At 45.9% G+C, this 14438-nt stretch carries 11 protein-coding genes and 1 riboswitch; of the genes, 4 read left to right on the forward strand and 7 right to left on the reverse strand.

The features are described from left to right. The first annotated feature begins 63 nt into the window (after positions 1–63). The 4 genes from AC0VYG_RS23110 (at position 64) to AC0VYG_RS23125 (ending at position 5127) form a co-directional block, all read left to right on the forward strand. Positions 64–1653: a BCCT family transporter gene (locus AC0VYG_RS23110; protein WP_475430173.1), complete on the forward strand. Its 1590-nt coding sequence runs from the start codon at positions 64–66 to the stop codon at positions 1651–1653. A 98-nt stretch (positions 1654–1751) separates the two neighbouring features. Further along, a riboswitch (yybP-ykoY riboswitch) is annotated at positions 1752–1929 on the forward strand. 11 nt (positions 1930–1940) lie between these two features. Continuing rightward, positions 1941–2504, forward strand: a complete 564-nt coding sequence (locus tag AC0VYG_RS23115; RefSeq protein ID WP_475430174.1) for a TMEM165/GDT1 family protein — start codon at positions 1941–1943, stop codon at positions 2502–2504. Between the two features lie 28 nt (positions 2505–2532). Further along, on the forward strand, positions 2533–4389 hold the full coding sequence (locus tag AC0VYG_RS23120) for a DUF294 nucleotidyltransferase-like domain-containing protein (RefSeq protein ID WP_475430175.1): 1857 nt from the start codon (positions 2533–2535) through the stop codon (positions 4387–4389). Beyond that, positions 4390–5127, forward strand: coding sequence for a 3'-5' exonuclease (locus tag AC0VYG_RS23125; protein ID WP_475430176.1), 738 nt, complete (start codon positions 4390–4392; stop codon positions 5125–5127). A 57-nt stretch (positions 5128–5184) separates the two neighbouring features. On the opposite strand, the gene AC0VYG_RS23130 is transcribed toward AC0VYG_RS23125, so the two are convergent. From AC0VYG_RS23130 to AC0VYG_RS23160, 7 genes are all read right to left on the reverse strand, one after another. After that, positions 5185–6267 (reverse strand): LacI family DNA-binding transcriptional regulator, encoded by a 1083-nt coding sequence (locus AC0VYG_RS23130; protein ID WP_475430177.1) that lies wholly within the window; start codon positions 6265–6267, stop codon positions 5185–5187. 168 nt (positions 6268–6435) lie between these two features. Continuing rightward, positions 6436–8058 (reverse strand): alpha-glucosidase family protein, encoded by a 1623-nt coding sequence (locus tag AC0VYG_RS23135; RefSeq protein WP_475430178.1) that lies wholly within the window; start codon positions 8056–8058, stop codon positions 6436–6438. 94 nt (positions 8059–8152) lie between these two features. Then, positions 8153–9253 carry an ABC transporter ATP-binding protein gene (locus AC0VYG_RS23140; RefSeq protein ID WP_475430179.1) on the reverse strand — a complete coding sequence of 367 codons (1101 nt, stop codon included), beginning with the start codon at positions 9251–9253 and terminating at the stop codon, positions 8153–8155. A gap of 91 nt (positions 9254–9344) precedes the next feature. After that, positions 9345–10484 carry a carbohydrate ABC transporter permease gene (locus AC0VYG_RS23145; RefSeq protein WP_475430180.1) on the reverse strand — a complete coding sequence of 380 codons (1140 nt, stop codon included), beginning with the start codon at positions 10482–10484 and terminating at the stop codon, positions 9345–9347. 1 nt (position 10485) lies between these two features. After that, on the reverse strand, positions 10486–11496 hold the full coding sequence (locus AC0VYG_RS23150; protein ID WP_475430181.1) for a carbohydrate ABC transporter permease: 1011 nt from the start codon (positions 11494–11496) through the stop codon (positions 10486–10488). 106 nt (positions 11497–11602) lie between these two features. Then, complete coding sequence (locus AC0VYG_RS23155) at positions 11603–12964, reverse strand: ABC transporter substrate-binding protein (protein ID WP_475430182.1); 1362 nt, start codon at positions 12962–12964, stop codon at positions 11603–11605. Positions 12965–13377: 413 nt separating this feature from the next. Then, the gene (locus tag AC0VYG_RS23160) at positions 13378–14349 is read right to left on the reverse strand and encodes a carbohydrate kinase family protein (RefSeq protein ID WP_475430183.1); all 972 of its coding nucleotides are present in this window, start codon (positions 14347–14349) and stop codon (positions 13378–13380) included. Positions 14350–14438: the final 89 nt, after the last annotated feature.

A 14438-nucleotide genomic window follows, 5' to 3' on the forward strand; every position in this document is an offset into this window, starting at 1 on the left:
TTAAAAAAGCTAGTGTGTTCGTTTAAGCAAGTTCGACGTGTCAATTTAATTCGGGAGAATTTTATGAGTAAGAATGTGCCGGACAATGGCCGGCTGGAATACAATACCTCCTACAAAGTGGGGCAAGACAATATTCGCTTTTTAGGAATGGATATCCTTAATCCGGTCTTTAGTACCAGTGCACTGATCATCCTTGCCTTTATCATTGGAACTATCATATTCCCTGAGGAAGCAAAGTCTGTTTTGCTGGGCGCAAAGGGTTGGTCTATTGCTAACTTTGACTGGTTTTTCATGATTGCAGGCAACATTTTCGTTATATTTTGTATTGGTTTAATCCTATCCCCCCTAGGTAAAATACGCTTAGGTGGTATGGATGCAAAACCTGAACACTCCACCATTACCTGGTTTTCTATGCTATTTGCCGCAGGTATGGGGATTGGTTTGATGTTTTGGAGTGTGGCAGAGCCTGTTGGCTATTATACCGATTGGTATGGCACACCTCTAAACGTCAAGCCAGATACACCAGCCGCTGCGAAGCTCGCTCTTGGGGCAACCATGTTCCATTGGGGTCTTCACCCATGGGCCATTTACGCAGTTGTTGCTTTATCTCTTGCGTTCTTTGCCTACAATAAAGGCTTACCTCTTACCATTCGTTCTGCTTTTTATCCTCTTTTAGGCGAGCGTGTCTGGGGGGGACTTGGCCACGGCATTGATGTCCTTGCGGTAATTGCCACCATATTTGGTTTAGCCACCTCCCTAGGTTTAGGTGCGCAGCAAGCCTCCAGTGGTTTGAACTTTCTCTTTAATATCCCAGATACACTGACCACCCAAATTGTTGTTATCTGTGGTGTTACCAGTGTCGCAATCTTCTCTGTGGCAAGAGGTCTTGAAGGTGGTGTGAAGCTACTCAGTAACATCAACATGTTGCTTGCTGCCGTCTTTGCCATATTCATTATCATAGTAGGTAACACTGGCGCGATCTTTGGTTCTATCGGAACTATTTTCGTCAGCTATGTAGAAAACATCATTCCACTAAGTAACTGGATTGATCGTACTGACCAAACTTTCTACCATGGCTGGACCGTGTTCTACTGGGCTTGGTGGATTTCTTGGTCTCCATTTGTTGGTATGTTTATCGCGCGCGTTTCCCGTGGCCGTACTGTTCGCCAATTCTTAACCGCTGTATTGCTTGTTCCTACCGTTGTTTCCATGGTGTGGATGGCGACCTTCGGTGGTTCCGCTATTGCACAAATTGAAAATGGTGTAGGCGCCTTAGCGGGCGGTTTGACAAGTGTCTCCCTAGCCATGTTTCAGATGCTACAGAATCTACCTCTGACATCCATTACATCCTTCATTGGTATTGTTCTTGTCTTGGTTTTCTTCGTGACATCTTCCGACTCAGGGTCATTGGTTATCGATGGTATCACCGCTGGCGGTAAAACCGATGCGCCATTAGTACAACGTGTCTTCTGGGCAGTGTTAGAAGGTGTTATAGCGATTGCCTTGCTAGTCGGTGGTGGTAAAGATGCACTCTCTGCCATTCAAGCTGCAGCGATTACCACAGGCCTTCCTTTTACCTTGCTCCTGCTCATTATGTGTATTGGCTTGCTGAAGGGACTAAGAGGCGACCTTGTGTTGTACAAACAGGCCTAGAAAAAGTCACTATATCTAGTTCACTGAATCAATAGGAGTGGTATTAACCACTCCTATTTTTTTGTGAATTGTTTTTCTCACCTAAGTCTTTTAGAATACATGGCCTCTTAGGGGAGTAATCGGCTTTGCCATTGTGCAAAGATTCTTTGTCAACATAATTGAGCCTCATGCTCATGGCAAAGAAGTTTGAACACCGTCGTTCGAATTGATGAGACTTAAGACAGTAACTTGGCTCAGGTGGGCACAGGTTGTTGTCTTTCGTTTGTCGCCCACCTAGGATCTGCATAATGGAAGCCATACTGACTTCAATATCAACCGTTGCTCTTGCTGAAATGGGCGACAAAACGCAACTACTTGCCTTGTTTCTTGCCGCACGATTTCCGTCTAAAACCGCGATCATTCTTGGTATGTTATTCTCAACCATATTCAATCACGCCCTATCGGCCTGGTTTGGTGTTGAAGTTGCCAACTGGATCCCTGGCGAGTGGGTCAATTGGGTGATAGGGTTAAGCTTTATCGCGGTGGGTCTCTGGCTATTAGTACCAGATAAAGACGACAGTGAAGAAGGCGGACTACTGAAATACGGTGCTTTTGTGGCCACCTTTGCGCTCTTCTTTCTCGCAGAAATTGGCGATAAAACTCAAATCGCGACTGTCATATTAGCCGCTCACTATGGCTCTGTGCTTCCGGTATTAATCGGTTCAACCATTGGCATGATGCTCGCGAATGTACCAGTTGTGTTTGCGGGTAACTGGATTATGGAGCGTATCAACCCCGTTCTAACACGTCGCTTGGCCTGCTTATTATTTATTATAATGGGCATGCTGACCATAATATCGCCTATGCTTTAACGCTTAATCAAATAAAAAGGAACCACTTATGGACGTCGAATTAACGGAAATAGTCGAAGCGCTTTGTCAACATGCTCCGTTTAACGAAATTGCCGATGATCCTAGCCTCAATGACATGGTCAAAGAGGTCGAGATACAGTACGTACGTACTGGGGAATGGGTTATTGAAAGAGGCACGTTAAACAACACACTCTTCTTTATTCGCAGTGGTGCAGTGGAAGTGCTCAACAAAAGCGGTAAGTTAATTCGACGTATGAATGAGGGTGAGCTGTTCGGTTATGGCTCTCTGCTGCGTGGTGGGAAATCATCCCAGTCTATGCGCGCCATAGAAGACAGTCTGTTTTACCGCATTCCAGCTCGCTGGTTCCTAAAACTGTATGAAGAAAGCGATACCTTCTCCGACTTTTTCGAGCTTGATAGAGAGACTCGACTGAAAGCGGCGATGAATTCCCAAACCTCCGATGTCTCCTTAATGACCTGTCCAATCAAAAGCTTATTACGCCGGGATCCGATTGGCATTGATGTGGCTGAAAGTATACGCCAAGCCGCGCAAATGATGACGGAGCATCGCGTCTCCAGTTTATTGATCATGGAAAACGAGCAACTAGTGGGCATTGTCACCGATCGCGACTTACGCACCCGCGCCGTTGCCGAAGGATTAGCCTATGACACGCCCATCAAAGCCATCATGACCAAAAATCCAACCGTTATGGACAGTGGTGACTACGCAGCAGAGGCCGTGCTGAAAATGATGGAGCTAAACATTCACCATATCCCCATCGTCAAAGACCACAAAACCATTGGCGTACTCAGCACGGGGGATATTATCCAAAAAGAAAGTCACGGCAGTATCTACTTGATCAGTGACATTTTAAAACAAACTGACATTGACGGGTTAAAAGCCATCAGTCGCAAAATGACGCATACCTTTACCCAGTTGGTCGTGGCGGACGCGAATACCCAGATGATAGGTAATGCGATGTCCCACATTGGCACGGCGTTTGTTAAACGCTTACTACAACTGGGCGAAGAGCAGCTTGGTAAACCACCTGTCCCCTATTGCTTTATTGCCCTAGGATCCCAAGCGCGAGAAGAGCAAACCATAAAGACCGATCAAGACAACGCCATCATTTTAAGTAATCGCTACGACCCAGAAAAACACGGCGAGTATTTTGAACAATTAAGCAACTGGGTCTGCCAAGGCTTGGATCAGTGTGGTTATCCTCTGTGTACAGGCGATGTCATGGCATCTAATACGCTTTGGCGACAACCATTAAGCGTCTGGAAGAACTATTTTAGTGAGTGGATTCAAGAACCCAAGGCAGAGGCCTTATTGCATTTGTCCATTTTTTTCGACCTACGCGGTATCTATGGCGATAAATTATTAGCCAATGAACTTAATAAACACATTCGCCAAGAAGCGAAAAATCATTCAGGCTTCCTGTCTTATATGGCACGTAACGCCAATCAGCGTAAACCCCCTTTAGGATTTTTCCGTCAATTCGTTCTTGATGGCGAAGGTAAACAGTCGCGCACTTTTAACCTAAAGGAACGTGGCATTGCGCCGATTATCGACATCGTTCGGGTACATGCCCTCGCCTGTGGCAGCGACAAGCTCAATACCATTGAACGCATCGCCGACATAGAAGCGGCAAAACTCTTACCCGACGGGCGTGCAAGAGACCTCGCCTTAGCTCTAGAAATGATTGGTATGGTGCGGATTAGTAGCCAAAAAGATCAGATCGAAAATGGCGAGGTGCCGACCAATCATGTCAACCCAGAGCTTTTGTCTTCCTTTGAGAAGCGCCACCTGCGGGATGCTTTTCACATTGTCTCTCGCCAACAAGAGTTCATTAAATTCCGTTATGCAGGGAAACGCAGTTAAATGCCAAATCAAGTAATGCAATTCATGAAAACGGGGTCGAAAGCGACGCCCCCTAAAGATTGGCAAGCCATGTTTCGGGATTGGGCACAAGAGGCACCAGAAGGGCCACTCAAGCGCTACTATGAAGCCGGAACAATTGCCATGGATACGCCCTTAAAAGATGTCCCCATGCTGGCTTTGGACCTAGAAACTACGGGCTTAGACTCACGTACAGATGAGATTATTAGTGTGGGCAGCGTGCCAATGGATCATCGTATTATTCGCTGCAATGGTTCAGGTTACTGGATGGCAAAACCGGAATGCTCACTTAACCCAGAGTCCGTCACCATCCACGAAATTACGCATACGGAGTTGGAAGAAGCGCCTCGGCTTCATCATATTTTCGAGAACATACTCGAGGCCCTCAGTAATAAAGTCGTGGTCGTCCATTGTGTCGCCATAGAGCGACAGTTTTTATTAGAAGCCTCTCTCAAAATATACGGTTTTCCTCTGTATTTCCCTGTCCTTGATACCATGGATATTGAGCGCAAGTATCATACGAAACTCCCTTGGTGGAAGCGAATAATAGGGAAAAAACCATCGTTACGTTTAGATGCTTGTCGCCAATACTACCATTTACCTCGCTACAAAGCGCACCACGCGCTAACGGATGCCTTATCCTCTGCGGAGCTGCTGCAAGCGCAAATCGCCTATCACATGGACGCAACGAACGATCCGGTGTCTAAGTATTGGCTTTAATCACCATATGTCCTTGTCAAGACTGACTCTCGACCAGGGCACGAATGGGCATAAAAGCTAAGCCGATAGCGAGCGGACCAAGGTTTTTGGACAGCTTTCACGGATGATTAACTCCGTTTCCAACACCACATCTTTGGTTTCTCTTAGTCCCAAAAAGACTTGCGCCGCTATTCGGCCTTTCTCCACGGTTTGTTGATGCACAGTGGTAATGGAAGGGTGAAAGTTCTCACTCTCAGAAATACCGTCGAAACCGACTACCTGAAGGTCTTCTGGCACTCTCAAACCCATTTGCAATGCCGCTTGTACCGCCGCAATGGCAATACGGTCACTCATGCATAAGAGTAACTGTGGACGGTCAGCCATTGTCAATGCTTCGCGCGCCGCTTGGTAAGCCATCTTGTGTGTATTTTGCGGAATATTCCAAATGCGTTCATAAGGTACGTTTAAACCATGCTCATCAAGGGCATCAAAGTAACCACGTAAACGTTGAATCGAAATCGATGCGGACACATCAAACAACTCATCCTCTTGCACACGACAGACACGGTCTGTATCTAATAGACTCAAACCAAGAATGGCGACACTCTTAGGACGATGGGAGAGAGCATGAACGGCAATCTCGTAAGCCCCTTTGTAGTTTTCAACATTGACCGAAGTGGTGCCAGGAATAAAACTATCCACGGTAATAATGTTTTTGTTGGGCATTAACCAAGGCGCATTACTGCATTGCTGAGGTCTATGACCATACACGACGAAGCCATCTACCATAGACGATTGCATACGACTTTGTGCATCTTGAGGTTCGTGGTCATGAACAGATAATAACAACATATTGTAGTCATTATCCTGGAACACTTCGGCCATGCCTTGCAAAAATTGATTCGCCACAGGATCTGTTAAGCTATAACTTAAATAGTCCGACAATACGATACCAACAATCCCAGTACGCCCCGTTCGTAAACTGCGCGCCGCCGCATTAGGGCCAAAATACCCCATTTTCTCGCAGGCTTCGAGAATACTATCGCGAAGCTTGGCAGATAACTGATCGGGGCGATTAAAGGCGTTGGAAATCGTAGCAGTCGAGACGTTTAGTGCCTTTGCCACATCCTTTAGCGTTAATTTTTTTAATTGTTTTTTCATACAACACTCTCAAGACACGGGCCTATCGCAATGCATGACCGATTAACAGCTTGGTTCCTCTCCTCCCACGAGCCGTCTTTTTGATAGAAAAGACGGCATCACACAACTAAGAGGTAAGGCACGCAAAGGCCTTATTTTATTATTGTTATTTAACATTTACCCTTTATCTTACTGGGATACCACAGCGTAGTACGCTTGATACGCAGGCAAGATTAACGCATTCCCCTCTAACGAGGAAACAAAACCATGGCCTTCCAGTGCATGATCGACCGCCACAGACAACTCACCCATCTGTGCCTGTCCCGTCATATTCAAGACCACCAAAACACGTTGTCCCTCATGTTCACGAATCAGAGCGATCAAATGATCATTTTTCACATCCACTATCTCAAGCTCGCCATTGATCAACGCGGGCTGTTTTTGACGCCAATGAATCAACTGACGCACCTTATGTAGCAAGGAATCGGGATCCGCTTCTTGCGCTGCCACACTTAATGGAAGGTGGCGCTCTTCCACTGGCAACCAAGGCTCAACGGTCGAAAAACCAGCTTGGTCAGTATTCTCCCACACCATTGGTGTACGACAACCGTCACGACCTTTAAAAACAGGCCATAGTGGAATGCCGTAAGGGTCCTGAATGCGCTCAAAAGGCACTTCTGCTTCCGGTAAGCCAAGCTCTTCCCCCTGATACAAACACACACTTCCACGCAAAGATAAAATCAATGCCATGGCAATCAAAGGATAGGCTTTTTGATCCTCATCCGCCCCCCAACGTGTACAAGAGCGCACCACATCGTGATTGGATAAGGCCCAACATGGCCAACCATCTCCTACAATGTTTTGCATATTACTCAATACATCCCGAATGTAATCCGGCGAATGGGGCTTATTCAACAAATCAAATGTATATGCCATATGCAGTTTATCACCGCCTGACGTATATTCGGCCATCCGTTTTAGAGGGAAGTCATCACCGATTTCCCCAACCGTTGTCGAGCCAGGAAACTCATCCATCAAAGCGCGTAAGTCTTTTAAGAAATCCAGATTCTCAGGGCGACTTAAATCATATACATGGCGCTGGTAAGTGTATGGGTTATCTTCTGGCGCCCCCATGGTTTTTGGTTCACCCGCTGGCACGGGCGGGTTATCTTCCAACCCTTGACTGTGGAAATAGAAATTAACCGTATCCAAACGGAAACCATCGACCCCTAGCTCCAACCAAAAACGCATGCAGTCCAAATGCGCTTTACGTACCTCCGGGTTATGGAAGTTCATATCAGGCTGAGACTCCAAAAAGTTATGCAAATAATATTGCAAACGTCGGCTGTCCCATTTCCATGCACTTCCCCCAAAAATCGATAGCCAGTTATTTGGTGGGGAACCATCAGGCTTTGGATCAGCCCAAACATACCAATCCGCTTTGGGATTGGTTTTATCCTGACGACTTTCCTCAAACCAAGGATGTTGATCCGATGAATGGCTGATCACCTGATCAATCATCACTTTTAGATTTAATTCATGGGCACGATCCACCAAAGCTTTAAAATCGGCTAGCGAACCAAACATCGGATCTATATCGCAATAATCAGACACATCGTAGCCAAAATCTTTCATTGGCGACGTAAAAATAGGCGATAACCAAATCGCATCCACACCAAGAGATGCCACATAATCCAATTTGCTGGTGATACCAACCAAATCGCCAATACCATCGCCATTGGCATCCATAAAACTACGTGGATAAATTTGGTAAATAATGCCGCCTTTCCACCAATTCAAATTCCGAGTCATGTCCTCTCTCCGTACCATATAAAGTTGTCTGTCATGCTTCTCCCTCAGCTTCCAGTCCAAGAAAACAGGTTCTGCTGAAGCAACGAGCCTAGAGCTAGCCTAAACGTGCGTAGGATTGCTCTTTATCATTGAATAGATGCATTTTGTCAGGCGCAGCCGCCAAATGAATTACATCACCACGCTGGGAAATTAAGGTACCCGGCTGCTTGGCAATGACCATTTCCTTGCACCCTTTCACTTGCAAATGCAGCAGAGTTGCCTCACCCAGCGATTCAACAAAGGCGACCTCTCCAGAAATAAAGCCTTGCTCTTTGCTATCAACCACACGTAAATCTTCTGGTCGAATACCAAAAAAAGCCTCTTTGGCCTGCTCACTCGCTTCGGTCACAATCGGAACTTCTACGACTTCAGAAGAAGACAGAGACACACGAGTGGATTCACCGGTTTTTTCAATACGGCATGGCACAATGTTCATGGAAGGAGAACCAATAAATCTCGCCACAAACACATTGGCAGGGTGTTCATACAATTCAAGGGGTGAACCGACTTGTTCAATGTTCCCACCAGATAATAAAACAATACGATCTGCCAAGGTCATCGCCTCAACCTGATCATGGGTAACATAAATCATGGTGGAGTCAGGCATATTGTCTTTCAGATTGGCAATTTCCATACGTGTCGCCACACGCAGTGCTGCATCCAGGTTCGACAAAGGTTCATCAAACAAAAAGACCTGTGGACTGCGAACAATGGCGCGACCAATAGCGACACGTTGTCTTTGACCACCGGACAAGGCTTTTGGCAATCGATCTAAATAAGGGGTCAATTGCAACATTTCCGCGGCTTTTCGCACCTGTTTATCAATGTCCGCTTTACTTGCTTTGGCAATCTGTAAACTGAACGCCATATTGTCATAGACAGACATATGTGGATACAAAGCATAACTCTGGAAGACCATCGCAATGCCGCGTAGTGCAGGCGGAACATCGTTCATCACCTTACCGTCAATTTCTAGCGTGCCACCAGAAATATCCTCTAAACCAGAAATCATCCTTAATAAGGTGGATTTACCACAACCAGATGGGCCAACAAAGACGATAAACTCGCCTTGTTTTATATCCAGATTAATATCGTGAAGCACTTCAACCTTGTTGGAGTAGATCTTTTTCACATGGGTTAACTTTACATCAGCCATGAATACTTGCCTCAATTAAAATTCGAATCTTGGGTGAGGAGCAGCGCTCAACTCACCCACTCGCTTATTGTTATTGTGTTGCTCGTCTTTATTATTTCACCGACCCAGCAAGCAGTCCTCGTACTAAGAAACGTTGTAGCCCAAAGAACACACATAATGGAATAATAATGGTGACGAATGCAGAGGCCGTGAGAATGCCCCAATCCCCTCCAAGAGACCCCATTAACTGCCGTAACTGAGCGGTTAACACGATGTGACCTGGGCTGGTACCAAGGAAAACCATCGCCACTAACAAGTCATTCCATACCCATAAAAACTGGAAAATGGCAAAAGACGCGAGGGCAGGAAAGGACAATGGCAAAATAATTTTCCTAAAGATATCAAAGTCCGATGCGCCATCCACCCGAGCGGATTCGATGATCTCTCGGGGCAACCCCACAATGTAATTGCGCAGCAGATAAATCGCCAAGGGCAAACCAAAGCCCGTGTGGGCCAGCCATATCCCCACATAGGTTTTCGAACTCACCCCGAACAGATCCCCAATCCAGTTGTAGCTTTTTAGCAAAGGAATCAAGGACATTTGCAACGGCACAACCAATAAACCGACCACACAGGCGACTAAAATAGCCCGTCCAGGAAAGCGCATCCAAGCCAAGGCATAGGCCGCAAACGCCGCGATCAAAATAGGAATCACCGTGGCAGGAATGGTGACGGTAAGGGAGTTGATAAACGACTGTCCTAACCCATCGGCCCCCAATACCTCCTTGTAATTACTTAAAGTAAAGTGTGGTGGCATTTCTGCCGTGTAAAAAACACGTTTGCCATATCCTTGCCACTTAGTGGGAGACGACAGCACATAATCCCCATTGGGCATGACTTGCATGGTTTGACCATTGCGAATCGGTGCTACCTCGCCCGCTTTATAAGCTTGTGGATGCAAAGAGCTATAGCCAAACTTTGAAATCTTGCCAGATTGCCCATGCAAAATATTGCCTTTAATAACGAAATGATCACCCTCTTTTACTTGGCTCGATGGTGGATTAGCACGGTCTACAACCATATGGCTAGAAGACGATAATGCGGTCCACCAGCCAGACACCGCCAATTGATCCTTATCGCGCAATGAGGAGATAAATAACCCCGCGGTCGGGATGGTCCAAATAATCACCAGAAACAGCACAGTGGCATGCGTCAAGTAAATAAGAGGTGAACGCTTTAATGAACGCATCATATTAATGCCCCTCCATTTCTTGATTGGCTCGACGGATATTCCAGACCATAATAGGAGTCACCAGCACCATAATAACCAGGGCAATCACGGCACCACGGCCAAAGTCACCGCCCCCTCGGAACATCCAAGTAAACATTTGATTCGCAAGCACTTGCGTGTCCCATTGACCATTGGTCATGGTCAGAACGATATCAAACACCTTGAGTACCAAAATGGTAATGGTCGTCCAGACAACGGCAATGGTTCCCCAAATTTGCGGCACCATAATTTTAAAGAATATTTGTATCCCATTCGCCCCATCCAGAACGGCGGCTTCGATCGTCTCATCGGGGATACCACGCAGGGCGGCCGATAGAATCACCATAGCAAAACCTGTTTGTATCCAGATCAAAATAACCATCAAAAAGAAGTTGTTCCAGAATGGCATGGAAATCCAGTTTTGTGGCTCGCCACCAAAAAACACCACAATGGCATTAAGCAACCCAATTTGGGTGTTGCCAGCACTTTGATAATCGTAGATGAATTTCCAAATCACCGACGCACCAACAAATGAAATAGCCATCGGCATAAAAATCAATGTCTTCGCAATGTTCCCCCACCAAATTCGGTCCGTCATCGACGCAATAATCAAGCCCAAAAAGGTGGCCGATGTCGGCACAACAACAAGCCACATCATATTGTTACGGAACGACTCTAAAAACTCGTCGTTGCCAAACAACCAAGAATAATTCGATAGCCCTACAAACTCTTTACCCGCACGACCATAGAAGGACAAAATGATCGAGTCGACAACGGGGTAAAACAAATAAAACGTTAAAAATACAATCGCAGGACCTAAAAACAACCAAGGCCGAATACGAGTCGTGATTCGTAGATTACGTGCAACAATATGGACGGCACGATTTTTTGTCGGAAAGAGTTTATCCAACAAAAAATTCGAACCGTAAAAATAAAAGGCACATGCCGATACGCCTATTACCATGTACACTAATGCGGAAGCGATCTGTTCCATAAGGTCTCCAACAATCACAGCAAATTCGAAGCAAGTCTTTCGATGTCATGATTGAGTCGTATCGCCTCAAAAGAGGTCGACACGACTCATGCTAATCATCGATAGATCAGTTCTTTTTCAATGCATTCCAAGTTTTCTGTATATCATTGGCAACATTTTTAGCAGATTCACCATTGACGTAATTGACCATACCGGTCCAGAAAGCGCCTGCCCCGATCCGTCCAGGCATCATATCCGACGCATCAAAGCGGAAGGTGGTGGCATCCAGCAAAATTTTCCCTTCGCGGCGTTCAGTATTGTTCGCATAGACCGCTGGGTTTGCCTTCAAATCTGCCGATAAGAAGCCGCCCTGAGCCATCCAGATTTCTTGAGCAATCGGCGAACCTAAGAAGTTAACGAAATCGTGTGCACCTTTCGAATTATTAGTAACAGTGGCTAAAGTACCCGCCCCTTCAACAGGTCGACCAAGGTCTTTTTTAGAAGCAAATGGTGGGAAGTAGAAGAAGTCGGCATCCACGCCAACTTTCACGTCTTTTGGAAAAAAGGCCGTCACAAACGACGCTTGTTTCACCATGTAACACTCTGGTGGAGAAGTAAATAAACCTTTTGGACTATCACGGAAATCGGTCGTTCCGACCGCCGAGGTACCGCCATAGACAAACTTATTATTACGCGCAAACCAGCCAAACTCTTTAATCGCCGCAATGATACGTGGATCATTAAATTTCACTTTATTGGTTATCCAACCGTCATAAACAGAAGGTGGTTGCATTCTCAATAATAAATCTTCCACCCAATCGGTTGCTGGCCAGCCGGTTGCTGCCCCAGAGCCCAAACCGATACACCACGGAGTGCCGCCATCAGCAACAATTTTCTTAGTGAGGGCTTTTAGCTGTTCCATGGTTTTAGGAACCTTATAACCCGCGTCTGCAAAATTATCAGGGGAATACCAGACCAGAGATTTTAGGTCTACACGATAGAACACGCCATAAAAATGGTCTTTATGATGTGGGCCTTTGAAGGTGGCTAATTTCACCCAAGACTTACCTGCCGCATAATCCTTTATTACCCTTTCTTTGGCTTTTTCACTAAGCGGTGTCAAATAGCCCTTGGCCGCTAAGTCTGCGGCTAATCCAGGTTGGGGAAAGATGGAAACATTCGGAGCGCTACCACCTTGCGTATCAATCACAATCTGCTGCTCAAATGAGTCAGAGCCATCATATACGACATCCGCCCCTGTTGCCGCCTCAAAATAAGCAATGACGTTTTCAAATTTGGTTTTTTCATCCCCTGTCCAGGGACCAAATACGGTGATTTTTTTACCTTGTAGATGCTCTGATTTCAGAGCGTTATAGCTAGCCCAGTCAAAGCGGGGATCCTTTCCGGGCGGAATAATAAGGTCTTGAGCGAAAACAGAATGAGCAGAGAAGGACAACGCAAGCGCTGCTGCTAAAAGCGATTTTTTCATGTGGACTCCTTACAGGCATGCTCGGACGCTTCCTAGGCAGGCCTTTGTTTTTATTATCGTAAGTCTATGCTGTATTAAAAATAATCTTCTATAAGCATTAAGAAGATGTTTGATTATTCACAATAAAGAACCCATATTCAAGCACTCGGCTTGCTTAATATTGTCTTAATCACAACACAGTTTCGAGAAGAAGCCAATGACTCATGTTTAAAACATTTATATGAATTTTAGCTAAAAAAACCAGTATTTCATGAAAAAAAAGTATTTTTTGTATAAATATCAAACAAATAAAGACAACCAGCAGCACTCATGGCTTGCACATTTATTGACAAATCGGCATAAAAAAACGCGGCACGCCGCGTTTTCTGAATCGTTTAACCACATGACTTTTAAGCGTCGATGTTTTCTTATTGTTAAGAGAACATTGCCAAACGAGCTTGTGCCTCTTCAAAAGAGGGTAATGAAGGGTAAGCACCAAGCTTGGTGACCGAATCTGCACCACACGCTGCGGCAAAGCGGATAATATCCAATAGAATATCTTGGCTTAATCCTGCCAGGCTGGTGCGATCTGCACACTGTTGGGACAGTTGATACAACAACCCTCCAACAAACGCATCACCGGCCGCTGTGGTGTCTTTTACATCCACCTTCGGAGTGATGATCTCCCCTTGACCATAGGCTTGCGTAAAATAGCGAATAGGATTGCCACCATCGGTCAGCACAAACAAGGACACGCCAGCCGCAAGAGACTCATCAATCAATGCTAAGGGGTCTGACGCCAAGACCGCTAGCTCTTCGAGACTGGCTTTCACCACATCACCACTTTGCATCCAGTCAATAACACGCTGAGTGTCCACTTTATGATCTTGCCATAGGTTGATGCGCAAGTTCACATCAATACTGACGATCCAATTCGCCTCTCGGGCCATACGGACACCCGCAAGCGTTGCCTGTGTAATTGCGTCTTCCGTTAACGTATTGGAGCAAGTGTGAAACACACCTTTACCGGCAAACCACGCCGCATCAAAATTGTCTTCACGAAATAAAATATCCGCAGAAGGGTGGCGATAAAACTCAAAACTGCGTTCACCGGACGGATCCAAACTCACAAACGCCAGTGCGGTTTTGGCCTCTTTCGTCATCAACATACTACTTGTATTCACACCATAACTGTCTAAAGAGTCTTTCAAAAAATGACCAAAAGCATCGTCGCCTACTTGACCTGCAAAATGGCTATTCCCGCCTAAACGGGCGACCGCTACCGCAACATTCGCCGGAGCGCCACCTGGGTACTTGGTAAAAGATTCCAGCTCGCCCGATTGGGTTGCACCGTTGGAAAGGAAATCGATAAGGGCTTCGCCGAAGGCCATTACTTTTGTTGTCATCTTATTATTCTCTCTCTCGTTAATCGGAAATGCTGTGTGTACACTATTACAGCCACCGTTTTGTCATGCCAATGCACCACGGGTAGCTA

This window comes from Marinomonas sp. 63XJN7_7_ISO-PGPR-S23-202, assembly GCF_056173505.1.

Bases quoted from the DNA above. Each gene is read 5' to 3' on its own strand.
- AC0VYG_RS23135 (WP_475430178.1), bottom strand. From the start codon at position 8,058: ATGACTCGGAATTTGAATTGGTGGAAAGGCGGCATTATTTACCAAATT.
- AC0VYG_RS23120 (WP_475430175.1), top strand. From the start codon at position 2,533: ATGGACGTCGAATTAACGGAAATAGTCGAAGCGCTTTGTCAACATGCT.
- AC0VYG_RS23145 (WP_475430180.1), bottom strand. From the start codon at position 10,484: ATGATGCGTTCATTAAAGCGTTCACCTCTTATTTACTTGACGCATGCC.
- AC0VYG_RS23150 (WP_475430181.1), bottom strand. From the start codon at position 11,496: ATGGAACAGATCGCTTCCGCATTAGTGTACATGGTAATAGGCGTATCG.
- AC0VYG_RS23110 (WP_475430173.1), top strand. From the start codon at position 64: ATGAGTAAGAATGTGCCGGACAATGGCCGGCTGGAATACAATACCTCC.
- AC0VYG_RS23130 (WP_475430177.1), bottom strand. From the start codon at position 6,267: ATGAAAAAACAATTAAAAAAATTAACGCTAAAGGATGTGGCAAAGGCA.
- AC0VYG_RS23140 (WP_475430179.1), bottom strand. From the start codon at position 9,253: ATGGCTGATGTAAAGTTAACCCATGTGAAAAAGATCTACTCCAACAAG.
- AC0VYG_RS23155 (WP_475430182.1), bottom strand. From the start codon at position 12,964: ATGAAAAAATCGCTTTTAGCAGCAGCGCTTGCGTTGTCCTTCTCTGCT.
- AC0VYG_RS23125 (WP_475430176.1), top strand. From the start codon at position 4,390: ATGCCAAATCAAGTAATGCAATTCATGAAAACGGGGTCGAAAGCGACG.
- AC0VYG_RS23115 (WP_475430174.1), top strand. From the start codon at position 1,941: ATGGAAGCCATACTGACTTCAATATCAACCGTTGCTCTTGCTGAAATG.
- AC0VYG_RS23160 (WP_475430183.1), bottom strand. From the start codon at position 14,349: ATGACAACAAAAGTAATGGCCTTCGGCGAAGCCCTTATCGATTTCCTT.